The organism is Bradyrhizobium sp. Leaf396, assembly GCF_001424605.1.
GTDB lineage: Bacteria > Pseudomonadota > Alphaproteobacteria > Rhizobiales > Xanthobacteraceae > Bradyrhizobium > Bradyrhizobium japonicum_C.
Genome location: NZ_LMQJ01000064.1, coordinates 26,235 through 52,513, shown reverse-complemented (window position 1 = coordinate 52,513; position 26,279 = coordinate 26,235). Strand labels below are relative to the sequence as shown.

Here is a 26,279-nt window from a genome sequence, read left to right as displayed (position 1 = left end):
CCGATCGAATTCATCTCGACGCGAGCAGTGCCGCCTCTCCCGTCGGGAGAGATAAACCTGCTCGCGGCTGCATCCGCTTCAATTGAATCTACCTCGTCCGCGGCTGGATCGGGAAATCATAGGCCGCCCCGCCCGCCCCCGGCAGGGAAAAATGCCACCACTCCTTCGAATAGTTCACAAAGCCTTGCCTGGCCATCGCGGCCACCAGCCGCTTGCGCCAGGCACGCTGCTCCGGATTGATCGATGGTGCCGCCGTATGGCCCCTGACGTCGGTACAGTCGTAGCCTGTGCCCATGTCGACGCTGCCCTCCGGCGCCCGCACCTCGGCCGGCGCCGTACAATCGGCATAGCTCTTCGACGGATCATATTTGGCGGAATTGTCAGCCTTGAGGTCGACCAGCGTGAGATCGAGCGCCGCGCCGGTCGAATGCTGCGAGCGGCTCGCGATGTAGCCGAGGCGGAACAGCTCGGTCTTGGGAATCCTCGGGTTGTAGCGCCGCTCGGCCGCCGTCTCATGACCGTTCTGCGACCATTTCACCATGTCGAGCGAGGCCCGCGCCGGCCGGTAGCAGTCGAACATCTTCAGCGACAGATTCTGGGCGGCGAGCTCTTCTTGCACCGCCTTCAGTCGCAGCCCTACCTCGCGCTTCACGACGCACTCGCCCGCGCCATAGCCGGCGAGCGGACGGCCGACGAAATTGTTCGATGTGGCGTAGCGGATATCCTGGATGATGCTGGGTTCGATGTCGCGCAGATAGACGAAGCCGCCGGGCAAGGTCTGCGCGCGCACCGGGGCGAGGACAAATGTTGCAAGCAACGCGACGAGCGCGGCCCGCGCCGTGATGTCCTTCCTTGCAATCATTGCACCGGATCCGAGTTGACCAGAAGCTTCGTGATCGCGGTGTCCGTATATTTGTTGCCGGCCCAGACGTCGTCGATGACGAATTGCAGCCAGTAGGCCGTAACCGGCGACCGCAACGTCAGGAGCTGCGCTGAAAACTTGTCGTCGAGGGTGAAGGTCTGCGACTCTCCCCCGGAGAACTGCAATCGGATCTGGCGAACCCTGTTGTTCTTGGCAAAGATATCGGGAGTTTTCTGATAGCCGTTCTGCACATGGATCGATTTGACCCGCCGCGGGGCCTCGAACTCGATGGTGATCCATTCGCCGATGCCGCTGCCCGAGGCGCCCTCCACCCATGCCGTTCCCGTCGAGGCGTCGAACAAGTTCGCCACGCCGTATGAGTTGCCGAACTGCGGCTTCAGCATCGAGCTGACGCAATAGGTCGCGAAGCCGCTGCGGGCGCAGCTTTCGCCTGCCGCGGACGGACGCGGTGGACGCATGGCCGCACGCTCCGCAACCGCCGGTCTCGCTTGCGGCTTCACCAACATGCCTGCCACCGGCCGCTCCGACGAGAGGGACGCCCAGAGATAGATCCGCCCGCCGAGCGTCTGGTCGTAATAGGCCGGCGTCTGGTCGTGCGGCACGGGCTCTCCGGCGCCATCGCTCGCCGTCAGCGCCAGCGCCGCCACGCGCTCGCGCACCTCGACTGCGAGATCGCCGAGATGCAGTTCAGGCCGCTTAAGCTGCTCGACGAACACCCGCGTGAACACCGAATTATGCGCCGTATCGTTGCTGCTGAGCTGGTCGAGCGCGGTCTGACCTATCCCGGCGGAATAGAGCGTGAAGATCCCGCGTGCCGGCTTCGAATCCGCAAGCCCCCGCGTGTTCCCGATCGAACGGCCCGCGGCGCGCGGGAACGGATTGTCGCGGCAGGCATCGATCACGACGAACGCGACCCGCACCGACTTCGCCTGAAGCTCCGCGATCACATCCGGCTCCGCAATGGAGGCGCCGCGCACCCGCGCTTCGGCGCCCTCGTTGACGGTCGGCACATCGCTGGGCACGAGGTAGTTCACGCCCGCGATCGCAACGCCGTGTCCGGCATAGAACACCGCGGCGGTATCGCCTGGCTCCAGCCGCGCCGTGAAATCCGCGAGACGGTCGATCATTGCCTGGCGGCCGAGATTGGTCCCCAGCACGATCTCAAAACCAAGTGATCTCAGCGCGTCGGCCACCGACGTCGCGTCATTCGCCGCTTTCTTCAATTGCCGGTCGGCCGGCAGGTTCGGATAGAGATCGTTGCCGATGACCAGCGCCACGCGTTTCTCCGCCAGTGCGGGCGCCGCCAAACCGACAACGCACGCGGCCGCCATGGCAGCAACACAGCGCGCCAGTCGATTAAGATACCGCGTGCTCCTCATACTCCAGCCCGTGACGCAACGTACGGCGCGAGTCTAGCGCAAAGCGGCCGCCGCGGACACAGGCTGGCGGCGCCGTCCCGCCTCTAAAGCGCCGTGGATAAGTCCAGCTGCGGGATTTGAAGCTTGCTCCCCCCGCCATCCCCCCCTATAGCTCTGCTTTTAATGACATCGAAATCGACCTTCGTCCTCGGCCACCGGCATTTGCTGGGCATCGAGGGCCTTTCCGCCGCCGACATTACCGGCCTCCTCGACCTGTCGGAAGAATATGTCGAGCTCAACCGCCAGGTTGACAAGAAGCGCACCGTCCTGCGCGGACGGACGCAGGTGAACCTTTTCTTCGAGGCCTCCACACGGACCCAGTCCTCGTTCGAGCTCGCCGGCAAACGGCTGGGCGCCGACGTCATGAACATGTCGGTGTCGTCCTCCTCGATCCGCAAGGGCGAGACGCTGATCGATACCGCCGTGACGCTGAACGCAATGCACCCTGACATCCTGGTGGTGCGCCATCACGCCTCCGGCGCGGTGGAACTGCTGGCGCGCAAGGTCGACGGTTCCGTCATCAATGCCGGCGACGGCGCGCACGAGCATCCGACCCAGGCGCTGCTCGACGCGCTCACCATCCGTCGCAACAAGGGCCGGATCGAGGGGCTGGTGGTCGCGATCTGCGGCGACGTGCTGCACTCGCGCGTCGCCCGCTCCAACATCATCCTGCTCAATACCATGGGCGCCCGCGTCCGCGTCGTCGGTCCCTCCACGCTGCTGCCGCCCGGCATCGAGCGGATGGGCGTCGAGGTGGCGCGCGACATGCGCGCGGGACTGGAAGGCGCCGACATCGTCATGATGCTGCGGCTCCAGCGCGAGCGCATGAACGGCTCCTTCGTGCCCTCGTCATCGGAATACTTCCACTATTTCGGGCTCGACCAGAAGAAGCTCGCCTATGCCAAGCCGGACGCGCTCGTGATGCATCCCGGCCCCATGAACCGGGGCGTTGAGATCGACTCGATCGTGGCCGACGGCGCGCAGTCCCTGATCCGCGAACAGGTGGAGATGGGCGTCGCCGTGCGCATGGCCGTGCTGGAAGCGCTCGCCCGCAACCTGCCGAACGCGTGATGCCGATGTTGACCGACCGCCGCCCCATTCTGCTCGCCAATGCTCGCATCGTCGATCCCAGCAGGGATTTCGACGGCATCGGCGACGTTCTCATCGCCGACGGCACCATCCGCGAGACCCGCCGCGGCATCGGCGCGGCCGGCGTCCCCGAGGGCACGGACATCATCAACTGCTCCGGCAAGATCGTGGCGCCCGGCCTGATCGACATGCGCGCCTTCGTCGGCGAGCCAGGGCTCAGCCACCGCGAGACCTTTGCCTCCGCGAGCCAGGCCGCCGCGACCGGTGGCATCACCACCATCATCTGCCAGCCCGCCACCTCGCCGGTCATCGACAATTCGGCGACCGTCGACTTCGTGATGCGTCGCGCCCGCGACACCGCGATCGTCAACATCCAGCCGATGGCCGCGCTCACCAAGGGGATGCATGGCGAGGAAATGACCGAGTTCGGCCTCCTGAAAGCCGCGGGCGCGGTGGCTTTCAGCGACGGCGACAAGAGCGTGACCAACGCCCAGGTCATGCGTCGCGCGCTGACCTACGCCCGCGACTTCGACGCGCTGATCGTGCATCACACCGAGGACCCCAACCTCGTCGGCGAAGGCGTGATGAACGAGGGAGAGTTCGCGACCCGGCTCGGCCTGATGGGCATCCCGAATGCCGCCGAAGCCGTGATGCTGGAGCGCGACCTGCGCCTCGTCGCGCTGACCGGCGGCCGCTATCACGCGGCTTCGCTGACCTGCATCGATTCGCTCGACATCCTCCAGCGCGCCCGCAGTGCCGGGCTCGCCTGCAGCGCCTCGGTCTCGATCAACCATCTGGCATTGAACGAGAACGATATCGGTCCTTACCGTTCGTTCCTGAAGCTCTCGCCGCCGCTGCGGACCGAGGACGATCGCCGTGCGCTGGTGGCAGCGATCTCCTCCGGCCTGCTCGATGTGATCATGTCCGATCACAATCCTCAGGACGTCGAGGTCAAGCGCCTGCCGTTCGCGGAAGCCGCGCCCGGCGCCGTCGGACTCGAAACGATGCTGCCGGCCGGCTTGCGGCTGGTGCATAATGGCGAACTGGAGCTGAAGACGCTGATCCGCGCGATGTCGACGCGGCCCGCCGAGTTGCTCGGCCTATCAGGCGGAACCCTGCGGGCCGGCAGCCCGGCCGACGTCATCGTGATCGATCCCGACACGCCCTGGGTGGTCGATCCCGCCGTCCTCAAATCGCCCTGCAAGAACACGCCGTTCGACGAGGCCCGCTTTACAGGCCGCGTGGTGCGCACCATTGTCGGCGGCCGGACGGTCTATGAGCATGTCTGACACGCACGATCGTTCGATATCGGAATTCTGCCTCTGGAGCTGCCGCCATGGCGCTTGAAGCTTTTCTGCCGGTGGCCTTCGTCATCGGCTACCTCCTCGGTTCGATTCCGTTCGGGCTGATCCTGACCAAGCTCGCGGGCACGCAGGATATCCGCTCGATCGGCTCCGGCAGCATCGGCGCCACCAACGTGCTGCGCACCGGACGCAAGAGCCTTGCGGCGGGCACCCTGCTGTTCGACGCGCTCAAGGGCACCGTGGCCGTGGTGATCGCCGGCTATATTGCAGGGCCCAATGCCGCGATGGTGGCCGGGCTCGGCGCTTTCCTCGGGCATCTCTTCCCGGTCTGGCTCAAATTCAAAGGCGGCAAGGGAGTCGCGGTCTATATCGGCATCCTGCTCGGCCTGTTCTGGCCCGGCGCCGTGGTGTTCTGCCTGCTGTGGCTGGCCACTGCCTTCACCACCCGCTATTCCTCGCTCTCGGCGCTGGTGGCGGCGTTCATCACACCGATGTTCCTGTGGTGGTTCGGCCACCTCGCCTTGTCCGCACTGGCGGCGGTGCTGACGCTGCTCTTGTTCTACGCGCATCGCGAGAACATCAGGCGCCTGCAGACCGGCAAGGAAAGCCGGATCGGCGAAAAGGCTTAGAGCGTTTTCGGCGAAGCCGGGCATCTACGGATACCGGAGCACCGCTTCTGCATTATATGCCAAATCCTGTTCGCAACTTGCGGCCGAATCACGGTTGTATTGGCGAGCGGGTTCCGATCCTGTCATTGTGACAGCGGAAATGGCGGCGGTTGCTCAGAATGAGCGAGAAGATTTTCGGCGCGCAGGACGGGGTTGGTTCGCTGGGTGGTTCTGGCACCGCGGCGAGCCGGCTGCTCTCGTCAACCAATGTCTGGTGCGATGCGCCCTCCCCGCCTGCCGAGCCAAAGCCTCTCCCCATTTCACCGCCAGCGTCGGTGCCTGATTCCGTTGCGAAAGCGCCTGTTGCAGTTGATGTCGTAACCACGGCTGCGCCGATTGTGCCCATGCAGCCCCGATCCAACCAGTGGCCACCGCGACGATTGTCACTCGCTCTCCAGGGTGGCGGCACCTTTGCCGCCTTCACCTGGGGCGTCCTGGAGCGGTTGCTGGAAGAGACGTCCATTGAGATCGACACCATCAGTGGGGCCAGCGCCGGCGCCATCAATGCGCTGCTGCTCGCCAGCGGTCTTGCCGAAGGCGGACGCGAAGGTGCCCGTTACCGGCTGAACCGTTTCTGGGTCCGGCTGATGCACGAGGCCTCGTTCCGCTCGCTGATGCTGGTCGGCGGCTTTTCGCCCGCGGGGAGCTCGGTCGCGTTCGGCCCGACCCTGCGCTCCGGCCAGTTCGATCCGTTCGATCTCGACCCGCTGCGGCAGGCGGTCTCGCGCGACATCAACTTCTCCGTCCTGCGCGACACGCGCTGCCCGAAGCTGCTGATCGCAGCGACGCGGATCCGCGACGGGCGGCCGCAGATCTTTTCCAACGACGCCATCACCGCTGACGTCGTGCTGGCCTCGACCTGTCCGCCGCTGGTTCACTGCGCCGTCGAGATTGACGGCGAGGCCTACTGGGACGGCGGCTTCGGCGGCAACCCGCCGCTGCTGCGGCTGGTGCAGGAAACGACGACGTCCGATGTCCTGCTGGTCCAGGTTACGCCGACGCGCGACACTTACGTGCCGATCACGCTCGCCGCGATCGACCGCCGGCTCGACCAGATCGCGGCCAACGCCGCGCTCAACGCCGAGGTCGCGGCAATCGAATGGGCGCAGGCCCATGCCGCGCCGTTGCTGCGGCTGTCCCGGATTGCCGCAGAAGACTCGGTCGATGGGCTGGCGCAGCGCTCGTCCACCGATCTCGGCCGCGGCTTCATTCGCCTGCTGCACCGAAGCGGCCGCGAGGCGGCCGGGCGCTGGCTCGGACAAGGTGCGGACGGCAGCGCGCCCGCGCGCACGCGAGAGGCGGCTCGGGCGGAACCCGCGCTAGTCTAGCCTGATTTCGCCAGCGCTTCTTCCAGGAACCAGGCGACCGCAAGTGCGAGCGGATCGTTGCCGAAGCGCGCGATCACCTGCACGCCGACAGGCAGGCCGGCGGCCTTCAGCACCGGTACATTGACGCAAGGATTGCCCATCAGCGTCCAGAGCCGGTTGTAGCGGGGATCGCCGGTGGTCGCGAGCTCCTTGGCCGGCGCAGTGCCCGGCGCGGAATAGGTCAGCAGCACGTCGACGCTCTCGAAGACCTCACCGAGCTCGCGGCGGCCGCGACGGCTGATCCGGCGCGCCTCATCATATTCCTTCGGCGTCAGCCCGACCGTCGCATCGAGGCTGGCGCGCAGCATCGGCGCGATCTCGTCGTGACGCTCGGAGAACTCCCAGGCCAGCGCGCGATGCGCCTCGAAGTCCTGGATGACAGGATGGATGCGCCAGGCCTCCTGCACCGCTTCGGGCAGATCGATCGTCTGAACGCTGGCACCGGCGCGCTCGGCGGCCTTGATCGCAGCTTGCAGTCCCTCTTCGGCCGCCGGCTCCACCGCGCCGGCAAATTCCTGCCTGACGACGCCGATGCGGGGTGACTTCGCCGCGACGATGCCGGAGAACTCCGTACGTCCCGTCATCGCAAGCAGCCCGCGCGCGAGATCCTCGGCGCGTGCGCCGAACAGGCCGACCGTGTCGAGCGCCCACGAATAGCATTTCACGCCGACCGTCGGCAGCATCCGGAACGACGGCTTGATTGCCGCGGTCCCGCAATAGGCGGCAGGCCGGATCACCGAGCCGCCGGTCTGGGTGCCGAGCGCCAGCGGGATCATGCCGGCGCCGACGGCCGCCGCCGAGCCTGCGGACGAGCCGCCCGGCGAATGGCCGAGATTGTGCGGATTGAGCGTCGGCGTCGGATCGCGCGAGGCAAACGCCGTGGTCGTGGTCTTGCCGATAATGGTGGCACCAGCCCGCTTCAGCATCATCACGACCGGCGCATCGGCGCGCGGCTGCCAGCCGCGATAGATCTCCGAGCCCATCTCGGTCGGCATGTCGGCGGTGTCGATGATGTCCTTGATGCCGACCGCGATGCCGCGGAGCGGGCCGGAGCCTTGCGCTTTCGCCGACTTGTCGTGCCGCACGAAGGCACGGATGTCCTTCTCCTTGGCCTCGATCGCGGCGTGCGATTGCGCGATGGCGGCATCGGGCGAAAGCTCCCCCGCCTCGATGCGGCGCTGGAGGTCGGCAAGTGAAATCATGGCAAGATCCTTCTTATTGGGACCGCTTTTAGCACCGGGGCAAGGTCGCGCAAGCACACCCCCTGTTGCGCAACGCCCTCAGGTTGTTCCATGCTGCCCCCACAAGGAGACACCGTGGACGTCATCAATCCGAGCGTGGAGCTGACCGAGCAAGAGCGGATCGACCGCCTGCGGCTGATCCGCTCCGACAATGTCGGCCCGCGCACCTTCCGCTCGCTGGTCGATCATTTCGGCACCGCGCGGGCTGCACTGGAGCGGCTGCCTGATCTGGCGCGCCGCGGCGGTGCGCAGCGATCGGGCCGCATCTGTAGTGCCGACGAGGCCCGGGCCGAGCTTGCCGCAAGCCGCAAGTTCGGCATCGCCTGGCGCGCGCCCGGCGAGGATGGCTATCCGACGCGGCTGGCGATGATCGACGACGCGCCGCCGCTGCTCGCCCTGCGCGGCGACGCCAAGACCCTGATGCGGCCGACGATCGCCATCGTCGGCTCGCGCAATGCCTCCGGCGCCGGCTTGAAGTTCGCCGGCCAGCTCGCGCGCGAGCTCGGCGAAGCCGGCTTTGTCGTCATCTCGGGCCTCGCGCGCGGCGTCGACCAGGCCGCGCATCGCACGAGCATCGAGAGCGGCACGATTGCGGTGCTCGCCGGCGGACATGACTGCATCTATCCGCCCGAGCATGGCGATCTCCTCGCCGCAATCCTCGACCACGCGGGTGCGGCGATCTCCGAGATGCCGCTCGGTCATGAGCCGCGCGCCCGCGACTTTCCCCGCCGCAACCGCTTGATCTCCGGAGCCTCGCTCGGCGTCGTCGTGGTGGAAGCCGCGCACCGCTCGGGCTCGCTGATCACCGCGCGCATGGCCGCCGAACAGGGCCGCGAAGTGTTCGCGGTGCCGGGCTCGCCGCTAGATCCGCGTGCCGCCGGCGCCAACGATCTGATCAAGCAGGGCGCAACGCTCGTCACCGAAGCCGCCGACATCATCAACGCGGTGCAGCCGATCATGGAGCGACCCCTGATGCACCCCGCAGGCGAGCCCGACAGCGAGCCGTTCGAGAGCGATCCGCAAGGCCACGACCGCGACCAGATCACAGGCCTGCTCAGCCCCGCCCCGATCTCGATCGACGACCTCGTGCGGATGTCCGGCGCCTCGCCTGCGATCGTGCGCACTGTGCTCTTGGAGCTCGAGCTGGCCGGAAAGCTCGAGCGTCATGGCGGCGGGTTGGTGTCGCTGCTTTAGTGCTGGACCCCGACGTCTCTTCCTTGACCTGAAGGCGTCATTCCGGGGCGGCTCGAAGAGCCGAACCCGGAATGACCGAATGGAAGGCGCGACTCTACCGGTCGTTCCGCTCGTCGAAGCGCGTGCGCGCTGCCGCGATCTGCTCCTGGTGTTCGATCGCCCACTCGCCCAGCGCCTTCACCGGCTGCTGCAATCCGCGGCCGAGATCGGTCAGCTCATAGTCCACGCGCGGTGGAATGGTCGGAAAGATCGTGCGCGTGACGAGGCCGTCGCGCTCCAGCCCGCGCAACGTCAGGGTCAGCATCCGCTGCGAGATGCCGTTGATCATGCGCTTCAGCTCGTTGAATCGCTTCGGCCCGTCGCTCAGCATCATGATCACGAACACGCTCCATTTGTCACCGACGCGGGACAGCACGGAAGCGACCCCACGGCAGTCCGCATGGTCGGGATGCGGCATGGGATCCGGCCTCGGCGATGCAGGAAAACCGGTGTTCTCAGGTTTCAAGGATGTGCCCATGGCTCAAAAAAGTGCGTTCTTGCGGGGATTTCGGTAGTCACTCATGTAGCTCTGGTTACAAACCTATACCAGGGTGACCCTCACATGAAACTCCTCCACCTCGACTCCAGCGTGCTCGGCCCCCAATCCGTCAGCCGGCAGGTTTCCGCCGCCATCGTCGACCGGCTCCGGCAGGCGACGCCCTCGCTCGAGGTTGTCTATCGCGATCTGGCCCACGCCCCGCTCGCCCATCTCTCCGGGTCGCACCTTGCGGCGGCCCACGGCGCGCCGGCGCCGGCGGAACTCGCGCCCGACCTCGCGGCGAGCGCGGTCGCGCTGGAGGATTTCCTGGCGGCCGACATCGTCGTCATCGGTGCGCCCATGTACAACTTCACGATCCCGAGCCAACTCAAGGCCTGGATCGACCGAATTCTGGTGCCTGGGAAGACATTTAAGTATGGCCCCACTGGGCCCGAGGGGCTCGCGGGCGGCAAGCGGGTGATCGTCGCAATGTCGCGTGGCGGCTTTTACGGCGCCGAGACGCCAAACGCGGCCGGCGAGCACCTCGAAACCTATCTGCGCTGGGTGTTCGGCTTCCTGGGAATCAACAGCGTCGAGTTCATCCCCGCCGACGGAATCCAGATCGACCCGGACCACCGCGAGAAGGCGCTCACCGGCGCTCTCCAGGCAGCAACGGCTCTGCGTTCAGCATAGCCCCCCGACCGCTGAACCGTCCCGCGCAACACACATGCTGCGCCGGACGACCGAGCTTGTTTGGAGCGTCAGCCGCGATAGATCGGCGCGCCGCTCGGCGAGGCCACCGCGCCGCCATCGACAAAGATCTCCTGGCCCTGCACATGCGCGGAATCGTCGGAGGCGAGGAACAGCACCGTCTTGGCGACGTGATCGGTTTCACCGATACGGCCGAGCGGCGTCGTCAGCGCGATCCGCTTCTCGAACTCCTTCTCGGCTTCCGGCGTCGCGGTGGCAGCCCCCCAGATCGGCGTGCGGATCGCGCCGGGCGCCACCACGTTGACGCGGATTCCGCGCGGCGACAGCTCCGAGGCCATGACCCGCGCCATCGCGCGCACGCCGGCTTTCGCCGCACCGTAAGCAGAGTAACCGGGAATGCCGAGCACCGAGATCACCGAGCCGTTGAGGATGATCGAGGCATTGTCGTTGAGATGAGGCAGTGCGGCTTGAACGGTGAAGAACACGCCGGTCAGATTGGTGCTGATGATCTTCTCGAACACCTCTGGTTTCGCCGATCCCAGCGGCGTGCCGCCGGCAATGCCGGCATTGGCAAACAGGATGTCGAACTTGCCGAACTTTTCCGCGCCCTGCTTGATTGCGGCTTCAGTGGCGTCGATGTCGGTGGCATCGGCCGCGAGTGCGAGCGCGTTCGACCCGAGTTCGTTCGCGGCTGCCTCCAACGTCTGCTTGTTGCGCCCGGTGATCACCACCTTCGCGCCCTCGGCCACGAACAGCTTTGCGGTCGCAAGCCCGATGCCGCTGTTGCCGCCGGTGATCAGTGCTGCCTTGTTCTTCAGTCTCACGCTCGCCTCCTTAAGTTTCATAATGAAACTAGATTGCCATCTAGGGCATTTGGTTTTATTATGCAACCACACAAGCGCGTGATCGGCTCAGGCGCCGTGCGAACGCGGGAGAGCGAGCGATGGTGAAAAGAACGAGCTTCGAAGGCGATGCATGCCCGATCGCGCGGTCGCTAGAGGCCCTCGGCGACTGGTGGTCGCTGCTGATCATCCGCGAGGCGCTGTTCGGCGTACGCCGTTTCGGCGAATTTCAGAGCAAGCTCGGCATGGCCAAGAACATTCTGGCCGCGCGCCTGCGGTCACTGGTCGAGCACGGCATTTTGGCGACCGCGCCCGCTTCCGACGGCAGCGCCTACCAGGAATATGTGCTGACCCCGAAGGGCCGCGGCACCTTTCCGATCCTGGTCGCGCTGCGGCAATGGAGCGAGGAGTACGACGACCACCCCGAGGAGATCGCGACCATCCTGGTCGATCGCGAGAAAGGTCGCCCGGTGAAGAAGCTGGAAATGCGCGCGGAGGACGGACGCCTTCTCGCGCCAGCCGACACGACGATCAGACCACGCCAGCCATCGAAGGGAGTAAGCCGGAGTCGGTCGGGCTAGCACCGGACAAGAGTGAAACTGCGAACCGCCTTCCAGGGATTGTGACCCTGCCGACCAAACCCGGCGTCATAGTTGAGAGCGTAGACACAGCCGATCTTCATCGCATCAAATTCTGCGTTTCGCTCGATCACGTAATTGCCGGGGGGCTCCGTGTTGAGATGGACGCGACCGGGCTCGGACCATGCCTTGTCGACACCGCGATAGATGACGCGGTCGGACCGGCCTGCGATCGCAAACCAGAGGATCAGTCCTCCGATCAGGCAGGCCGCGATGACGAGACCGCGAACGTCGTTACGGAACTGGTCCGCCGGGATCGAGAGGATCATCGTGTTTCTCACATGGGCTTGGTCGCCGGCGAGAGCGCGGCAGTTCAAGTCAATGTGGAAGCTCCTCACGACAGCTTGCGCTTGGTCCGCAGTCGCATGTGCTCGTCAGCCTCCAGCTTGGTCATACCCAGCAGATAATGCAGCACGGCGAGCTTGTGGCGCTCGGCCAGCTCGCGCAATGCCCCGGTCTGCTCGGCGATGAAGGCCACCGCCTCGTCAGCGCCGCCCTCCCCCGGTTCCTCGTGACGCGAGCCCCCTGGCGAGCCTGATCCAGCACGCGCCCGTTTCTTTCCTGGCCTTGTCACCAGACCCCACCCGAATCCATGCGCCCAATGAGACATTACGCTCACATCACCCGCAACTCCAAGGTGGTATTTTGCAACTTTCCAGATATAGAACTCTCCCCTCCAGAGCGTAGTCCTACACCCCTCGATTTGACAGCGGCGGCCTCACCACCCATGTTCGGGGCGAAACGGCCGACCCGAATCCTTTCGTTTTCGGCCCCATATTTTCCCGTAAGTTACTGGAACTACATGAATATCGTCATCGTGGAGTCGCCGGCGAAAGCCAAGACGATCAACAAGTATTTGGGCTCGTCCTATGAGGTTCTGGCCTCGTTCGGCCATGTCCGCGACCTGCCCGCGAAGAACGGCTCCGTCGATCCCGATGCCAATTTCAAGATGATCTGGGAGGTCGACCCCAAGGCGGCCGGCCGGCTCAACGAGATTGCCAAATCCTTGAAGGGTGCCGACCGCCTGATTCTCGCCACCGACCCCGATCGCGAGGGCGAGGCGATCTCCTGGCACGTGCTGGAGGTGTTGAAGGAAAAGCGCGCGCTGAAGGACCAGAAGGTCGAGCGGGTCGTCTTCAACGCCATCACCAAGCAGGCGGTGTCGGATGCGATGAAGCATCCGCGCCAGATCGACGGCGCGCTGGTCGACGCCTACATGGCGCGTCGCGCCCTTGATTACCTGGTCGGCTTCACCCTCTCCCCCGTGCTGTGGCGCAAGCTGCCGGGTGCCCGCTCGGCTGGCCGGGTGCAGTCGGTGGCACTGCGCCTCGTCTGCGACCGCGAGCTCGAGATCGAGAAATTCGTGCCGCGCGAATATTGGTCGCTGATCGCAACCCTGCTGACGCCGCGCGGCGATGCCTTCGAGGCCCGGCTCGTCGGCGCCGACGGCAAGAAGATCCAGCGCCTCGACATCGGCACCGGCGCCGAAGCCGAGGACTTCAAGAAGGCGCTGGAGGCCGCCAGCTACATCGTGACCGCGGTCGATGCCAAGCCCGCCCGCCGCAATCCGCAGGCGCCCTTCACCACCTCGACGCTGCAGCAGGAAGCCAGCCGCAAATACGGCTTTGCGCCGGCGCACACGATGCGCATCGCCCAGCGCCTCTATGAAGGCATCGACATCGGCGGCGAGACCACCGGACTCATTACTTATATGCGTACCGACGGCGTGCAGATCGATCCGTCCGCGATCACCCAGGCGCGCAAGGTGATCGGCGAGGATTACGGCAACGCCTACGTTCCCGATGCTCCCCGCCAATACCAGGCCAAGGCGAAGAACGCCCAGGAAGCGCACGAGGCGATCCGGCCGACCGACCTGTCCCGCCGCCCCGACAGCCTGAACCGCAGGCTCGATGCCGACCAGGCGAAGCTCTACGAGCTGATCTGGAAGCGCACCATCGCAAGCCAGATGGAGTCGGCCGAGCTCGAGCGCACCACGGTCGACATCACCGCGAAGGCAGGCTCCCGTACGCTGGAGCTGCGCGCCACCGGCCAGGTCGTCAAGTTCGACGGCTTCCTCGCGCTTTATCAAGAAGGTCGCGACGACGAGGAGGACGAGGATTCCCGCCGTCTGCCCGCGATGAGCCCAAACGACGCCCTGAAACGGCAGAGCTTGTCGGTCACCCAGCATTTCACCGAGCCCCCGCCGCGCTTCTCCGAGGCCTCCCTCGTCAAGCGCATGGAAGAGCTCGGCATCGGCCGGCCCTCGACCTACGCCTCGATCCTGCAGGTGCTGAAGGACCGCGGCTACGTCAAGCTGGAGAAGAAGCGTCTGCACGGCGAGGACAAGGGCCGCGTCGTGATCGCGTTCCTGGAGAGCTTCTTCAGCCGCTACGTCGAATACGATTTCACCGCCGCGCTGGAGGAGCAGCTCGACCGCATCTCCAACAACGAGATCTCTTGGCAGCAGGTGCTGAAGGATTTCTGGCGCGACTTCATCGGCGCGGTCGACGACATCAAGGATCTGCGCGTCGCCCAGGTGCTGGACGTGCTCGACGAGATGCTGGGGCCGCACATCTATCCGCCTCGCCCCGATGGCGGCGATGTCAGGCAATGCCCGAATTGCGGCACTGGCCGGCTCAACCTCAAGGCCGGCAAGTTCGGCGCCTTCGTCGGCTGCTCGAACTACCCGGAGTGCCGCTACACCCGTCAGCTCGCCGCCGACGGCGAGGCCACGGCCGACCGTTCGCTTGGCCAGGACCCTGAGACGGGTCGCGATGTCTGGGTCAAGGCCGGCCGCTTCGGCCCCTATATCCAGCTCGGCGAGCAGAAGGATTATGAGGAAGGGGAGAAGCCGAAGCGCGCGGGCATTCCGAAGGGCACTTCGCCCAGCGACGTCGACCTCGAGCTTGCGCTGAAGCTGCTGTCGCTGCCGCGCGAGATCGGCAAGCATCCGGAGACGGGTCTGCCAATCACCGCCGGCCTCGGCCGCTTCGGGCCGTTCGTCAAGCACGACAAGACCTATGCGAGTCTCGAAGCCGGCGACGAGGTGTTCGACATCGGGCTCAACCGCGCGGTGACGCTGATCGCCGAGAAGGCGGCGAAGGGCCCGAGCCGCCGCTTCGGTGCCGATCCAGGCAAGGCCATCGGCGATCATCCGACGCTCGGCACCGTTACGGTCAAGAGCGGCCGCTACGGACCCTACGTCACAGCCGGCGGCGTCAACGCGACGATTCCCGCCGAGTTCGAGAAGGACGCCATCACGCTGGCGCAGGCGATCGCGCTGATCGACGAGCGTGCGGCCAAGGGCGGCGGCAAGACCAAGGCGAAGAAGGCGGCCAAGCCGGCCAAGACCAAGAAGGCTGCAAACGGCGAGGATGCCTCGCCGAAGCCCAAGAAGCCGGCCGCCAAGAAAGCTGCGGCCAAAACCAAATCCGAATCCACCAGCAAGGCGCGCGCTGCCGTGTCGTCGACCGCGAAGACGTCGCCGACCAAAGCGGCCGCGACCAAGGCTCCGGCCAAAAAGAGTGCCGGCAAGAATTAGAGGTTAAGTGAAACGCAAGAATGACCTTGGCTTTCCCGACCGGAACGCCATCGTCGCCTTCATCAAGGCCAATCCGGGAAAGGTCGGAACTCGCGACATTGCGCGCGAGTTCGGCCTGAAGAATGCTGATCGCGCCGAGCTCAGGCGCATGCTGCGCGAGCTCGCCGACGACGGCATCATCAAGAAGAAGCGCCACAAGGTCTCCGAGCCGGAGGCGCTGCCGCCGACACTGCTTGCCGACATCACAGGCCGCGACAGTGACGGCGAATTGATCGCCTCGCCCGCCGAATGGGACGAGGTCGAGAGCGGCGAGCCACCAAAGATCCTGATCGAGATGCCGCGCAAGCCGAAGCCGGGCACCGCGGCCGGAATCGGCGACCGCGCCCTGCTGCGCGTCGAGCGATCCGACGAGACCGAAGGTCCGGCCTGGCGCGGCCGCATCATCAAGGTCATCGACAAGGCCAAGAGCCGCATTCTCGGCGTCTTCCGCAGCCTGCCTGAAGGCGGCGGCCGGCTCGTCGCCGTCGACAAGAAGTTCGCGGACCGCGAACTGAACATCGCCAAGACCGATACCCAGGGCGCGCAGGACGGCGATCTCGTGAGCGTCGACATCGTCCGCTCGCGCGGCTTCGGCCTCGCATCGGGCCGGGTCAAGGAAAAGCTCGGCTCGGTCAAGTCCGAGAAGGCGATCAGCCTGATCGCGATCTATGCTCACGACATCCCGCTGCAATTCTCGTCCGCGGCCGAGCGCGAGGCGGAAGCCGCCGAGCCCGCGAACCTGAAGGGGCGAGAAGACTGGCGCGACGTCCCGCTCATCACCATCGATCCGCCCGACGCCAAGGATCACGACGACGCGGTCCACGCGCAGCCCGATGACGATCCCAACAACAAGGGCGGCTTCATCGTCAACGTCGCCATCGCCGACGTGAGCTTCTACGTGCGGCCGGGCACCGCGCTCGATCGCGACGCGCTCGATCGCGGCAACTCGGTCTATTTTCCCGACCGCGTCGTGCCGATGCTGCCCGAGCGCATCTCCAACAATCTCTGCTCGCTGGTGCCGGGCGAGCCGCGCGGCGCGCTCGCGGTGCGGATGGTGCTCGGCCCCGACGGGCGGAAGCGTTCGCACAGCTTCCACCGCATCCTGATGCGCTCGGCGGCGAAGCTGAGCTACGCGCAGGCGCAGGCCGCGATCGACGGAAAGCCTGACGACACCACAGGCCCCCTGCTCGATCCGATTCTCAAGCCCCTCTATGCCGCTTACGCCTGCGCCAGGCGGGCGCGCGACGAGCGCGATCCGCTCAACCTCGATCTCCCCGAGCGAAAAATTCTCTTGAAGAGCGACGGCACGGTCGACCGCGTCGTCGTGCCGGAACGCCTCGATGCGCACAAGCTGATCGAGGAGTTCATGATCCTCGCCAACGTCGCCGCGGCGGAGATGCTGGAGAAGAAGTCGCTCCCGCTGATCTACCGCGTCCACGACGAGCCGACGCTGGAAAAGGTCCATGCGCTCGCAGAGTTCCTGGAGACGCTGGACGTCCCATTCACGAAGTCAGGCGCGCTGCGCCCGACGCTGTTCAACCGCGTGCTGGCCCAGCTCGAAGGCCATGACTATTACCCGCTGGTGAGCGAGGTCGTGCTGCGCGCCCAGGCCCAGGCGGAGTACTCTTCCGAAAATTACGGGCATTTCGGCCTGAACCTGCGCCGCTATGCGCACTTCACCTCGCCCATCCGCCGCTACGCCGACCTTGTCGTGCACCGTGCACTGGTCCGCGCGCTCGGCCTCGGCGAAGGCGCCCTGCCCGACAGCGAGACGCCGGAATCTCTCGGCGAGGTCGCCGCGCATATTTCGCTGACCGAACGGCGCGCGATGAAGGCGGAGCGCGAGACCGTCGACCGGCTCATCGCGCATCACCTCGCCGACCGCATCGGCGCCAGCTTCCAGGGTCGCGTTTCGGGCGTCACCCGCGCCGGCCTTTTCGTCAAGCTGAGCGAGACCGGCGCCGATGGTCTGATCCCGATCAGATCCCTCGGCACGGAATATTTCAACTATGACGAGAGCCGCCATGCACTGGTCGGCACGCGAAGCGGGACCATGTATCAGCTCGGCGACGTCGTCGACGTCCGTCTGGTCGAAGCGGCTCCCATCGCCGGCGCACTGCGGTTCGAGCTGCTGTCGTCGGAGAGCGAGGGCGGCCCGCGCACGCGCGGATCTTTCCGCCCGCAGCGCAAGCCATCAAAAGCTCATCCCGGACGCAGCCCGGAGAAAAAACGCAAGCCGGAGAAGCAAAAGCCTGCCAAAGGCAAGAAGGCCAAAGGAAACCGGGCCAAAAGGAAGAACAAGAGCAAAGGACAGAAGGGCAAGGCATGGTGATGATCAGCACGGCGCCAAAGATCTGGACGCGCGAGACGGGTCTCGTCGAGCAGCGCGACCTGTGGACGGCGATGAAGCGCGGCTTTCGCGGCCGCTGCCCGCGCTGCGGCGAGGGAAAGCTGTTCCGTGCTTTCCTGAAGACGGCAGATCATTGCGCCAAATGCGAGCTCGACTTCACGCCGCACCGCGCCGACGATCTGCCCGCCTATCTCGTCATCGTCATCGTCGGCCACATCGTGGTGCCGGCCATCCTCTGGATCGAGACCAACTATTCGACGCCGGTCTGGCTCAGCTTCGCGGCCTATCTGCCCTTCACCTTCATCGCCTCGCTCGCACTGTTGCAGCCGGTAAAAGGAGCTGTGGTCGGCTTGCAATGGGCTCTGCGCATGCACGGGTTTGACGAGAACCCTCCGGATGGTATTCCGCCTGTGTAAGCAACAAGCAAGAAAACGGGTTTTGGGTGAGGACATGACGGATATTTCGCAGGCCGAGGAGAAAACCAGGGTTCACGAGGAGAAGGAAGCCGATCACCATCCCTACTTCCGCCCGAGGGATGCGGCGACACTGATCCTGGTCGATCGCAGCGGCACCACCCCGAAAGTGCTGGTCGGCAAGCGGCACGACAAGGTCGTGTTCATGCCCGGCAAGTTCGTCTTTCCGGGCGGACGCGTCGACAAGGCCGATTATCGCGTGCCCTGTGCCGCCCCCATCACGCCCGAGCTGGAGGCCAATCTCGCCAAGGGCAGCCCGAAGACGCCGGCTTCGCGCGCGAAGTCCCTCGCCATTGCCGCGATCCGCGAGGCCTGCGAGGAGACCGGCCTCTGCCTCGGCCGCAAGGCCGAAGGCAAGGTGACAAAGCTCGAGGGCCCCTGGAGGCCGTTCGCCGATGCCGGCCTCCTGCCCGATCCTTCCAGCCTGTTCCTGATCGCGCGGGCGATCACCCCGCCGGGCCGGGTCAAGCGCTTCGACACGCGCTTCTTCACCGCCGATGCCTCCGCAATCACCCATCGCGTCGAGGGGGTGATCCATGCCGATGCCGAGCTGGTGGAGCTGGTCTGGGTCGAGCTCGGCTCAAAGCCGCTCGCCGATCTGCATCCGATGACGCGCAACGTGCTCAACGAGCTCGACACCCGCCTTGCCACCGGCCCGCTTCGTCATGATGCGCCGGTGCCGTTCTTCCATTTCTACGGCGGCAAGATGCAGAAGGATGTGTTGAGCTGACGCTGACATTGCGGAGGCACGGCTCCCTCCTCCGTCATTCCGGGGCGCGCGTAGCGCGAGCCCGGAATCCATTCCTCCACTGTCTCCGCGGTTCGATGGATTCCGGGCTCGCCGCTGCGCGGCGCCCCGGAATGACGTGAATTTGCTGAGCGCGCATCCAAAAACAAAATAATCTTTCCACCCCCGCCAATGGCGGAGTTCCGCCGCGTCCCTATGTCTTTCCGAACGGCACCAAGAACGGACACCGGGCGATGGCACAACGGCAACTCAAGCTTGGCGCGTTCATGCGCCCGATCAGCATCCACACCGGCGCCTGGCGCTATCCCGGAGCCTGGCCCGACGCCAATTTCAACTTCTCGCGCATCAAGCAGCTGATCCAAAAGCTCGAGGCCGGCAAGTTCGACGCCTTCTTCATGGCCGATCACCTCGCCGTGCTGAACATGCCGATCGATGCGCTCAAGCGAAGCCACACCGTGACCTCGTTCGAGCCGTTCACGCTGCTGTCGGCACTCTCGGCGGTCACCGAGCGCATCGGCCTGATCGCGACAGGCTCCACCACCTTCGACGAGCCCTATCACGTCGCGCGCCGCTTCGCCTCGCTCGATCATCTCAGCGGCGGGCGTGCGGGGTGGAATATCGTCACCACCTCCAACCCGGACGCGGCGCTCAATTTCGGTCTCGACGACCACATGGAGCACGCCGAGCGCTACAGGCGCGCCCGCGAGTTCTACGACGTCGTCACTGGCCTCTGGGATTCCTTCGCCGATGATGCCTTCGTGCGCGATGTCGAGAGCGGGCTGTTCTTCGATCCCGCGAAGATGCATACGCTCGACCACAAGGGCAAATATCTGAAGGTTCGCGGCCCTCTCAACATCGCCCGACCCGTGCAGGGCTGGCCCGTGATCGTGCAGGCCGGCGCCTCCGAAGACGGCAAGCAGCTCGCGGCCGAGACCGCGGAAGCCGTCTTCACCGGCGGCGGCAGCCTCGCCGACGGCCAAAAACTCTATGCCGACATCAAGCGCCGCATGGAGAAGGCCGGCCGTGATCCCGAGCATCTCAAGATCCTCCCCGGCGCCTTCGTCGTGGTCGGCGACAGCGTGGATGAGGCCAGGGAAAAGCGCGCGCTGCTCGACAGCCGCGTGCATTACGACAGCGCCATCGCTTCGCTCTCGGTGATCCTGGGCACCGACGCCTCCGGCTTCGATCCCGATGGCCCTCTCCCCGCGATTCCCGAGACCAACGCCAGCAAGAGCGGCCGCCAGCGCATGGTCGATCTCGCCACGCGCGAAAAGCTCACCGTGCGCCAGCTCGCCCAGCGTGTCGGCGGCTATGGCGGCCTGTCCTTCGTCGGCACTGCCAAGACCATCGCCGACCAGATGGAGGAATGGCTGGTCGGGCGCGGCTCGGACGGCTTCAACATCATGTTCCCGTTCCTGCCCGCCGGCCTCGACGATTTCGTCGACAAGGTCGTCCCGGAGCTGCAGCGCCGCGGCATTTTCCGGAAGGAGTATGAAGGGGCCACTTTGAGGGAGAATCTGGGCCTGCCGCGGCCGAAAAATCGCTTCTTCGAGGCCTAATGGGCCCGTTTCGGGTGCTTTTCCGGGTGTAAAACCTTGACATCAGGCGGTTTCTGGCTAGGTTGCCGGCCAACGCGGGCCGTTTGGCCGGCTCCAGATTCCCCTGATATTCTGAGGTACAGAACATGGCCAAAGCGGTCACCATCAAGGTCAAGCTCGTGTCCTCGGCCGACACCGGCTTCTACTACGTCGCCAAGAAGAACTCGCGCACCATGACCGACAAGCTGGTCAAGAAGAAGTACGATCCGGTTGCGCGCAAGCACGTCGAATTCCGCGAAGCCAAGATCAAGTAAGATCGCGGGACGTTGAAGACTTTGACGGGGCCCTCTGGGCCCCGTTTTCATTTTCTCCGCAGCGTGTCTCGGACGCGCTGCCGCTTGCAAGGCTGCTGGCGGAGCCGCGGGCTACTGCGGGCTTCCGGCTACGGACACCCTGCTCTCCATGATCGGTGCTTGGCGGGCGAAGCGAGTGTGACCCGCCTCGCAGAGCACCTCGACCGGATTCAATATCTCGAACGGGATCGTTGCATGAATCTGGTCCATTGCCGTGAAAAGCCATTTGCCCCTGCTGGATCCGCTGCGCTTCGGCGCTGCGCTTGGCGTCGCCGTCTTTCACCAGATGTTCTGGTCCTGGGCCTGGGTCTCGATCGGCGTCCCGGGCTTCGAGCGCTACGTCGCCGCCGATGTCCTCTACCCGTCTGCCGCGCCCTTCACATGGTTCGGCTGGGTCGGCGTCGAAATCTTTTTCGTCATCTCTGGTTTCGTCATCGCCAATTCCGCGGCTCAATCCTCGCCGGGCGGCTTTCTTCTGGGCCGTGCGCTCCGGCTTTATCCGGCGGTCTGGGTGTGCGCCACTGCGACGTTTCTCGTCCTGCTTCTCTTCGGCAGCGGACCCGTCTCCGAAATCATCCAGCCCTACATCCACGCCATGCTGATGGTGCCCAAGGGCGTCACGGGCCATTGGCTTGACGAGGTCTATTGGACGCTGGCGGCCGAGATCGCGTTCTATGGTCTCGTGTTTTGCGCGATGCTCACGAAGAGGATCACTCTGCGGCACCTCGCCTTCGGCCTCACCATCTACAGCGCACTGTTCAACGCGGTCGCGCTGGCGGTGCTGTCATGCGCGACGCCATCCGACCTGCCTTATCTCGTCATCCTGATGTTTCGGGTGCCATGCGCGGCGTTTCTGTTGACGCATGGCTGCTTCTTTGCGCTGGGGATCTGGCTGTTCATTCTCTCGAACAGGCAATTGACTGCGCTGGAGCAGGTCGCCGTCGCCGTCGCCTGTCTTTCAGGCGCGGCGGAGATCTACTTCTTTGCATCTTTCCTTCTGACGTCCATACCCGCGATCGCCGATCAATCGGCGCTCGTGCCGATCATGGTTTGGGCGGCCGCGGTGCTGCTCATTGCGCTTGCCGCAAACCGCAACAGACGGTTCGCCGGCATCGCTTCCCCTGAGGCACCTGCCTATCTGAGAACGCTTGGGCTGATCACCTATCCGCTCTATCTCACCCACAACGTCATCGGCGCGGCGGTCATTCGTGCATTGGTCGACGCCGGTCTCGATGCGACCTCTGCGCTTTGGATCGCACTTGCCATGCTCATCCTGGTCTGCTGGTTCATTTGCGCGAAGATCGAGCCGGCCGTCAGGTCCGCACTGATGCAAATCCTTTCGCGCTTCGGAAAGCTGCCGCAGAGACACCCGGTAACGCGCCGCCCTGCGTTCGCCCGGGGGCTTCGCCTTCCGCTGCCCGTCTCGGTCAAGGTGAAGGTAGCGGCAGCGGCGTAATGACAATGGTGAGCCGCCCGGGCGACGCGTTTGCAGCGCATCCGCCATGCGCCCAGGGGCCGAATGCGACCGGCCCGATGCCGACGGCGAGACCAATCGCGACGCCGATGCGCCAGGCCATCGCGTAGGATTCGAGCGCGTCGTACAGCACCCCCGCCTCCATGAGCGCCGCGGAAGCTGCCGATCGAGTGGCCCTGGATCATCGCCTGGCCACGCCGCCCCCCGGCGCAAGCGAGGTGGCGCATCGCGCCATTTCATAGCTCACAGGAACCTTTTCAGGGCAGGAGCGGTTGGCGTGCGATAGCGCGCGACCGGAGTAACGGCCGCCGCCATGAAGACCGCGCGGACTAGTGCCCTGGGCGGCTGTCCTATGCAGCCTCGTCCTGGCCCCTCGCAGCTGAAATCAGTGAGCGCTCAGTCCACGGCGGGACAGGAACAGCAAAATGAGGCCCGTAGCGAGACAGCCCTTCAAGCCACGCACCACCGAAGAGCTGATGGCGCTGCTGAGTGCAGTAGCGACCGGGATTCTGACCGTCATCATTATCTCGATGCTCTATTTCGGTCGAGACATCTTCGTGCCCGTTGCGCTGGCTATTCTTCTCAGCTTCGTGCTGGCGCCGCTGGTCGGAATATTGCAGCGGATCCATGTCCCGCGGGGACTGGCAGTCGTGAGCGTGGTTGTCGTTGCGTTTATGCTGATCTTCGCGATCGGCAGCCTTCTCGCCACTCAACTGACGCAACTCGCCGGTGACCTGCCCCGATATCAATCGACGATCAGCGACAAGATCCAGGCATTCCGGGATACCAAGGCCGGGAGGGGCACGCTGGAGCGTGCTTCCGATATGCTGAAGGATCTCAGCGAGGAGCTTGATAAACCGAAAGACGCGCCATCCGCGCCGAGGACCGGCGTTGTCCCCGGCTCAAATGCCTCCCCGCCACCGGTCCCAGTCGAGGTACGCCAGCCTGATCCCGGCGCGTTGGAGAGTCTGCGAACCCTGATTTCTCCGCTCATTCATCCGCTCGCTACCACCGGCATCATCATCATTTTCGTCATATTCATTCTCATTCAGCGCGAGGATCTTCGGAATCGCTTCATTCGGCTGGCGGGCTCGCTGGATCTGCAGCGTACGACCGCTGCGTTGGACGATGCAGCGAGCCGCCTCAGCAAGCTGTTTCTGACCCAACTCATCCTGAACGGCGCATTCGGCGTGGTGATCGGCACCGGCCTCTGGTTCATCGGAATTCCCAGCGCGATCCTTTGGGGCATCCTCGCGGCCGCGCTTCGCTTCGTCCCTTATGTCGGCGCCGTTATCGCTGCCGCATTCCCGCTGGCGCTCGCGGTCGCCATCGATCCCGGCTGGTCGATGCTGCTTTGGACTCTCGCTCTATTTCTTGTCGTTGAACCGCTCGTGGGCCATGTCATCGAGCCGATGGTTTACGGCCGCAGCACAGGGCTTTCCCCCGTTGCCGTGGTCGCGTCGGCAACGTTCTGGACGGCGCTCTGGGGACCAATCGGGCTCGTCCTCGCGACCCCCCTCACGATCTGCCTCGTGGTTTTGGGGCGGCATGTGGAGCGATTGGAATTCCTCGACGTCATGTTTGGAGACCGACCGGCGCTTTCTCCGCCGGAAATGTTCTATCAGCGGATGCTGGCGGGGGATCCGACCGAAGCGGCCGAAAAGGCCGAGGAGTTTCTGAAAGAGCGTTCGCTGGCTTCGTACTATGATGAGGTCGCCCTGAAGGGTTTGCACTTGGCGCAAGCCGACGTGGAGCGCAATGCGCTTGACCAGGAACGTCTCATGAAGATTCGAGATGCCGTCAGCGAGTTTGTCGCCGATCTTGCCGATCAGGACGACCGGCCGCCCCCGAGGAGTAGTTCCACCACTGATGCTGAAGCATCATCCGCGGTCGAAGGCATTGCCGAGAATGCGGCCAATGAACGCTTGCCTTACCTGCGTAGCGAAACGCTACCGCCGGATTGGCAGGGTGAACACCCTGTCCTGTGTGTGGCCGGACGCCCCCTGATCGATGAGGCGGCCGCGATCATGCTGGCTCAGCTCTCGACTGAGCACGGCCTCGCTGCGCGAGTCGAAGGCGCAGCATCGCTTTCCACGACGAATGTCTTTCGCCTGGATACAACGGGCGTTGCGATTGTCTGCTTGGTCTACCTCGATGCCCGCGCTGCGGCACACATGCGGTACTCCGTCCGGCGTCTGAGGCGGAAACTGCCGAAGGCAACCATCATCCTGGGCTGCTGGGTCAACGACATTGACCAGGCCGCCATGGAATTGTTGCGGACAGGCGCCAAAGCTGACCTCATTGCGACGAGCATCGGTGAGGCCGTTAGGCTGTGCATCGAAGCGACAGGGATAACGGAACAGGGGCACGAAGCCCCCGGGCAGGACAAGCCCACAACGGCTGCGGCGTGAGATTCTCATCGCGGCTGTCGATGTTTCGCGTCTCCCTGGCGCACTCGGCAACGTCCCGACCGTTGGCTTCCCGGTCAAGTGAATATCGGTTGGCAACGCCGCGCTTCAGCATCAGGCCCTCGCTGCGGAGCGCAGCTCCGCAGGCGACCCAACCCTCTTCCTGCTAGGCCGTCCGCAGCACCGGGGCCGGCGGTTGCGACGGCCGGATCAGCGCGAACGCCACCTGCACGATGCCGCCGGCAAGGCCGAGCGCGACGCCGATGCGCCAGGCCATGGTGTAGGAGCCGAGCGCGTCGTAGAGCAGCCCGCCACCATAGGCACCGAGGAAGCTGCCGATCTGGTGGCTCATGAAGGCAAGGCCCTGGATCATCGCCTGCCAGCGCAGGCCGAACATTTCGGCGACGGCGCCCGCGACGAGCGGGCCGACGCCCATCCAGAGGAAGCCCATGATCGCTCCGAACAGAAGCGTCGAGAACGGACTGGCCGGCAGCGTGAAATACCAGGCCAGCGCGAGCGAGCGCAGGATGTAGATCGCGCCCAATAGCGCCAGCTTGTTCCAGCGCTGGCCGGCCCAGCCGAAGAACAGCGAGCCCAGCACGTTGAAGCCGCCGATCATGCCGAGCGTCTGCGCGCTGAGCATCGGATCGAGGCCGCAGATCGCCAGATATGACGGCAGATGCGTGGTGAGAAACACAAGCTGCATGCCGCAGACGAGATAGGCGCAGGTCATCACGACGAAGGACGCGTTGCCGAACGCTGTCTTCGCCGCGATCGCAGCCGTGGCATCGCCGAGGTCGGCGGCGGCGGGCTTCGGCAGCGGGATTTTGTCGACGCGCCCGGCATACCACGCGGCCGGGATCATCAGCAGCGACATGACGACGAAACCGGCAAGCCCGACGCGCCAGCCAAAGCCCTCGTTGAGCATCTGTCCGATCGGCGCCGACAACAGCGCGCCGAGCGAGCCCGCGCCGGAGACGATGCCCAGCACGGTCGAGCGCACGGTCTCCGGCACTGCGCGCGCCGCCACCGACATCGCGATCGCCGCGGCGGTGCAGGCCATCGAGGTGCCGATCAGCACGCCGGCGCCGATCATGATGCTGACGAGCCCGTTCGCCGTTGCCATCAGCACGAGGCCTGCGATGTACATCAGTGCGCCCACGATCATGATCGGGCGGAAGCCGTAACGCACGGTGAGTGCGCCGGCGGGGGGCTGCAGGAAGCCCCAGGCAAGGTTTTGCACGGCCAGTGCCAGCGTGAAATCCGAGATCGAAATATGGATGTCATGCGTCAGCGGCTGCATGAAGATGCCGAGCGACTGCCGCAACCCCATGCTCAGCGTCAGCATGACCGAGGCACCGATCAGGATGGGCAAGGTCGGGCGCAGGACCTGCAGCAGGGGCATTTTCTTCTCCCTTTTGGGCACGGCGCAATTGCCGTCGTCTGCTGTTGCCACCGATTTTGGTTACACAGACCTGTTTAC

Annotated in this window: 24 protein-coding genes; 15 read left to right on the top strand and 9 right to left on the bottom strand. The window is 65.1% G+C overall.

Features of this window, described 5'->3' with window-relative positions; genetic code table 11:
- Nucleotides 1-88: 88 nt before the first annotated feature.
- Together ASG57_RS31590 and ASG57_RS31585 are read right to left on the bottom strand one after the other, a co-directional pair.
- Nucleotides 89-862: a M15 family metallopeptidase gene (locus ASG57_RS31590; protein ID WP_057198847.1), complete on the bottom strand. Its 774-nt coding sequence runs from the start codon at nt 860-862 to the stop codon at nt 89-91.
- Nucleotides 859-2,160, bottom strand: a complete 1,302-nt coding sequence (locus ASG57_RS31585) for an NADase-type glycan-binding domain-containing protein (RefSeq protein WP_051350486.1) — start codon at nt 2,158-2,160, stop codon at nt 859-861. Before ASG57_RS31585 ends, ASG57_RS31590 begins: the two co-directional genes overlap by 4 nt.
- Nucleotides 2,161-2,424: 264 nt before the next feature.
- Here ASG57_RS31585 and ASG57_RS31580 point away from each other — a divergent pair, with 264 nt between their 5' ends.
- The 4 genes from ASG57_RS31580 (at nt 2,425) to ASG57_RS31565 (ending at nt 6,690) form a co-directional block, all read left to right on the top strand.
- Nucleotides 2,425-3,372 (top strand): aspartate carbamoyltransferase catalytic subunit, encoded by a 948-nt coding sequence (locus tag ASG57_RS31580; protein WP_024341095.1) that lies wholly within the window; start codon nt 2,425-2,427, stop codon nt 3,370-3,372.
- 5 nt (nt 3,373-3,377) lie between these two features.
- Nucleotides 3,378-4,679 carry a dihydroorotase gene (locus ASG57_RS31575; protein ID WP_024341094.1) on the top strand — a complete coding sequence of 434 codons (1,302 nt, stop codon included), beginning with the start codon at nt 3,378-3,380 and terminating at the stop codon, nt 4,677-4,679.
- Between the two features lie 47 nt (nt 4,680-4,726).
- Nucleotides 4,727-5,323 (top strand): glycerol-3-phosphate 1-O-acyltransferase PlsY, encoded by a 597-nt coding sequence (gene plsY / locus ASG57_RS31570; protein WP_024341093.1) that lies wholly within the window; start codon nt 4,727-4,729, stop codon nt 5,321-5,323.
- 383 nt (nt 5,324-5,706) lie between these two features.
- A complete protein-coding gene (locus ASG57_RS31565; RefSeq protein ID WP_433994145.1) occupies nt 5,707-6,690 on the top strand; it encodes a patatin-like phospholipase family protein in 984 nt (327 codons plus the stop codon).
- Here ASG57_RS31565 and ASG57_RS31560 read toward each other — a convergent pair.
- A complete protein-coding gene (locus ASG57_RS31560) occupies nt 6,687-7,931 on the bottom strand; it encodes an amidase (protein WP_024341091.1) in 1,245 nt (414 codons plus the stop codon). The genes ASG57_RS31565 and ASG57_RS31560 overlap by 4 nt on opposite strands.
- A gap of 90 nt (nt 7,932-8,021) precedes the next feature.
- Here ASG57_RS31560 and dprA point away from each other — a divergent pair, with 90 nt between their 5' ends.
- A complete protein-coding gene (gene dprA / locus ASG57_RS31555; protein WP_029674290.1) occupies nt 8,022-9,164 on the top strand; it encodes a DNA-processing protein DprA in 1,143 nt (380 codons plus the stop codon).
- Nucleotides 9,165-9,258: 94 nt separating this feature from the next.
- Here dprA and ASG57_RS31550 read toward each other — a convergent pair whose 3' ends face one another.
- Complete coding sequence (locus tag ASG57_RS31550) at nt 9,259-9,681, bottom strand: winged helix-turn-helix transcriptional regulator (RefSeq protein ID WP_024341089.1); 423 nt, start codon at nt 9,679-9,681, stop codon at nt 9,259-9,261.
- A gap of 84 nt (nt 9,682-9,765) precedes the next feature.
- Between ASG57_RS31550 and ASG57_RS31545 the strand changes: the two genes are divergently transcribed.
- The gene (locus tag ASG57_RS31545) at nt 9,766-10,374 is read left to right on the top strand and encodes an FMN-dependent NADH-azoreductase (RefSeq protein ID WP_024341088.1); all 609 of its coding nucleotides are present in this window, start codon (nt 9,766-9,768) and stop codon (nt 10,372-10,374) included.
- 68 nt (nt 10,375-10,442) lie between these two features.
- On the opposite strand, the gene ASG57_RS31540 is transcribed toward ASG57_RS31545, so the two are convergent.
- On the bottom strand, nt 10,443-11,216 hold the full coding sequence (locus ASG57_RS31540; RefSeq protein WP_024341087.1) for a glucose 1-dehydrogenase: 774 nt from the start codon (nt 11,214-11,216) through the stop codon (nt 10,443-10,445).
- A 119-nt stretch (nt 11,217-11,335) separates the two neighbouring features.
- Between ASG57_RS31540 and ASG57_RS31535 the strand changes: the two genes are divergently transcribed.
- Nucleotides 11,336-11,815 (top strand): winged helix-turn-helix transcriptional regulator, encoded by a 480-nt coding sequence (locus ASG57_RS31535; RefSeq protein ID WP_024341086.1) that lies wholly within the window; start codon nt 11,336-11,338, stop codon nt 11,813-11,815.
- Here the strand turns inward: ASG57_RS31535 and ASG57_RS31530 are convergent.
- Together ASG57_RS31530 and ASG57_RS31525 are read right to left on the bottom strand one after the other, a co-directional pair.
- Nucleotides 11,812-12,141, bottom strand: a complete 330-nt coding sequence (locus tag ASG57_RS31530; RefSeq protein WP_024341085.1) for a hypothetical protein — start codon at nt 12,139-12,141, stop codon at nt 11,812-11,814. The two genes, ASG57_RS31535 and ASG57_RS31530, sit on opposite strands and share 4 nt — an antisense overlap.
- Before the next feature lie 65 nt (nt 12,142-12,206).
- Nucleotides 12,207-12,446 (bottom strand): hypothetical protein, encoded by a 240-nt coding sequence (locus ASG57_RS31525; RefSeq protein ID WP_024341084.1) that lies wholly within the window; start codon nt 12,444-12,446, stop codon nt 12,207-12,209.
- Between the two features lie 228 nt (nt 12,447-12,674).
- Here ASG57_RS31525 and topA point away from each other — a divergent pair, with 228 nt between their 5' ends.
- The 7 genes from topA (at nt 12,675) to ASG57_RS31490 (ending at nt 22,370) form a co-directional block, all read left to right on the top strand.
- On the top strand, nt 12,675-15,413 hold the full coding sequence (topA, locus tag ASG57_RS31520) for a type I DNA topoisomerase (RefSeq protein WP_024341083.1): 2,739 nt from the start codon (nt 12,675-12,677) through the stop codon (nt 15,411-15,413).
- A 7-nt stretch (nt 15,414-15,420) separates the two neighbouring features.
- Nucleotides 15,421-17,784, top strand: a complete 2,364-nt coding sequence (gene rnr / locus ASG57_RS31515) for a ribonuclease R (RefSeq protein WP_024341082.1) — start codon at nt 15,421-15,423, stop codon at nt 17,782-17,784.
- A complete protein-coding gene (locus tag ASG57_RS31510; protein WP_024341081.1) occupies nt 17,778-18,218 on the top strand; it encodes a DUF983 domain-containing protein in 441 nt (146 codons plus the stop codon). The genes rnr and ASG57_RS31510 overlap by 7 nt, the downstream gene beginning before the upstream one ends.
- Before the next feature lie 34 nt (nt 18,219-18,252).
- Nucleotides 18,253-19,005 (top strand): NUDIX hydrolase, encoded by a 753-nt coding sequence (locus ASG57_RS31505; protein WP_024341080.1) that lies wholly within the window; start codon nt 18,253-18,255, stop codon nt 19,003-19,005.
- 251 nt (nt 19,006-19,256) lie between these two features.
- Nucleotides 19,257-20,582 (top strand): LLM class flavin-dependent oxidoreductase, encoded by a 1,326-nt coding sequence (locus ASG57_RS31500; RefSeq protein WP_024341079.1) that lies wholly within the window; start codon nt 19,257-19,259, stop codon nt 20,580-20,582.
- Nucleotides 20,583-20,707: 125 nt separating this feature from the next.
- Nucleotides 20,708-20,875: a 50S ribosomal protein L33 gene (gene rpmG, locus ASG57_RS31495; protein ID WP_007603295.1), complete on the top strand. Its 168-nt coding sequence runs from the start codon at nt 20,708-20,710 to the stop codon at nt 20,873-20,875.
- Nucleotides 20,876-21,128: 253 nt separating this feature from the next.
- On the top strand, nt 21,129-22,370 hold the full coding sequence (locus ASG57_RS31490) for an acyltransferase family protein (RefSeq protein ID WP_082529090.1): 1,242 nt from the start codon (nt 21,129-21,131) through the stop codon (nt 22,368-22,370).
- On the opposite strand, the gene ASG57_RS31485 is transcribed toward ASG57_RS31490, so the two are convergent.
- On the bottom strand, nt 22,342-22,521 hold the full coding sequence (locus ASG57_RS31485; RefSeq protein WP_155248601.1) for a hypothetical protein: 180 nt from the start codon (nt 22,519-22,521) through the stop codon (nt 22,342-22,344). The genes ASG57_RS31490 and ASG57_RS31485 overlap by 29 nt on opposite strands.
- A 343-nt stretch (nt 22,522-22,864) precedes the next feature.
- Here ASG57_RS31485 and ASG57_RS31480 point away from each other — a divergent pair, with 343 nt between their 5' ends.
- On the top strand, nt 22,865-24,799 hold the full coding sequence (locus ASG57_RS31480) for an AI-2E family transporter (RefSeq protein WP_063997034.1): 1,935 nt from the start codon (nt 22,865-22,867) through the stop codon (nt 24,797-24,799).
- A 163-nt stretch (nt 24,800-24,962) separates the two neighbouring features.
- Here the strand turns inward: ASG57_RS31480 and ASG57_RS31475 are convergent, their stop codons facing one another.
- Nucleotides 24,963-26,201, bottom strand: coding sequence for an MFS transporter (locus tag ASG57_RS31475; protein ID WP_024341075.1), 1,239 nt, complete (start codon nt 26,199-26,201; stop codon nt 24,963-24,965).
- Nucleotides 26,202-26,279: the final 78 nt, after the last annotated feature.

Excerpts from the sequence above, each read along its gene's own strand:
- ASG57_RS31505 (WP_024341080.1), top strand. The coding sequence starts at position 18,253 with ATGACGGATATTTCGCAGGCCGAGGAGAAAACCAGGGTTCACGAGGAG.
- rpmG (WP_007603295.1), top strand. The coding sequence starts at position 20,708 with ATGGCCAAAGCGGTCACCATCAAGGTCAAGCTCGTGTCCTCGGCCGAC.
- ASG57_RS31530 (WP_024341085.1), bottom strand. The coding sequence starts at position 12,141 with ATGATCCTCTCGATCCCGGCGGACCAGTTCCGTAACGACGTTCGCGGT.
- ASG57_RS31535 (WP_024341086.1), top strand. The coding sequence starts at position 11,336 with ATGGTGAAAAGAACGAGCTTCGAAGGCGATGCATGCCCGATCGCGCGG.
- ASG57_RS31550 (WP_024341089.1), bottom strand. The coding sequence starts at position 9,681 with ATGGGCACATCCTTGAAACCTGAGAACACCGGTTTTCCTGCATCGCCG.
- ASG57_RS31560 (WP_024341091.1), bottom strand. The coding sequence starts at position 7,931 with ATGATTTCACTTGCCGACCTCCAGCGCCGCATCGAGGCGGGGGAGCTT.
- plsY (WP_024341093.1), top strand. The coding sequence starts at position 4,727 with ATGGCGCTTGAAGCTTTTCTGCCGGTGGCCTTCGTCATCGGCTACCTC.
- ASG57_RS31590 (WP_057198847.1), bottom strand. The coding sequence starts at position 862 with ATGATTGCAAGGAAGGACATCACGGCGCGGGCCGCGCTCGTCGCGTTG.
- ASG57_RS31580 (WP_024341095.1), top strand. The coding sequence starts at position 2,425 with ATGACATCGAAATCGACCTTCGTCCTCGGCCACCGGCATTTGCTGGGC.
- ASG57_RS31480 (WP_063997034.1), top strand. The coding sequence starts at position 22,865 with ATGGCGCTGCTGAGTGCAGTAGCGACCGGGATTCTGACCGTCATCATT.
- ASG57_RS31475 (WP_024341075.1), bottom strand. The coding sequence starts at position 26,201 with ATGCCCCTGCTGCAGGTCCTGCGCCCGACCTTGCCCATCCTGATCGGT.
- ASG57_RS31575 (WP_024341094.1), top strand. The coding sequence starts at position 3,378 with ATGTTGACCGACCGCCGCCCCATTCTGCTCGCCAATGCTCGCATCGTC.
- ASG57_RS31500 (WP_024341079.1), top strand. The coding sequence starts at position 19,257 with ATGGCACAACGGCAACTCAAGCTTGGCGCGTTCATGCGCCCGATCAGC.
- ASG57_RS31565 (WP_433994145.1), top strand. The coding sequence starts at position 5,707 with ATGCAGCCCCGATCCAACCAGTGGCCACCGCGACGATTGTCACTCGCT.
- topA (WP_024341083.1), top strand. The coding sequence starts at position 12,675 with ATGAATATCGTCATCGTGGAGTCGCCGGCGAAAGCCAAGACGATCAAC.
- dprA (WP_029674290.1), top strand. The coding sequence starts at position 8,022 with ATGCTGCCCCCACAAGGAGACACCGTGGACGTCATCAATCCGAGCGTG.
- ASG57_RS31545 (WP_024341088.1), top strand. The coding sequence starts at position 9,766 with ATGAAACTCCTCCACCTCGACTCCAGCGTGCTCGGCCCCCAATCCGTC.
- ASG57_RS31510 (WP_024341081.1), top strand. The coding sequence starts at position 17,778 with ATGGTGATGATCAGCACGGCGCCAAAGATCTGGACGCGCGAGACGGGT.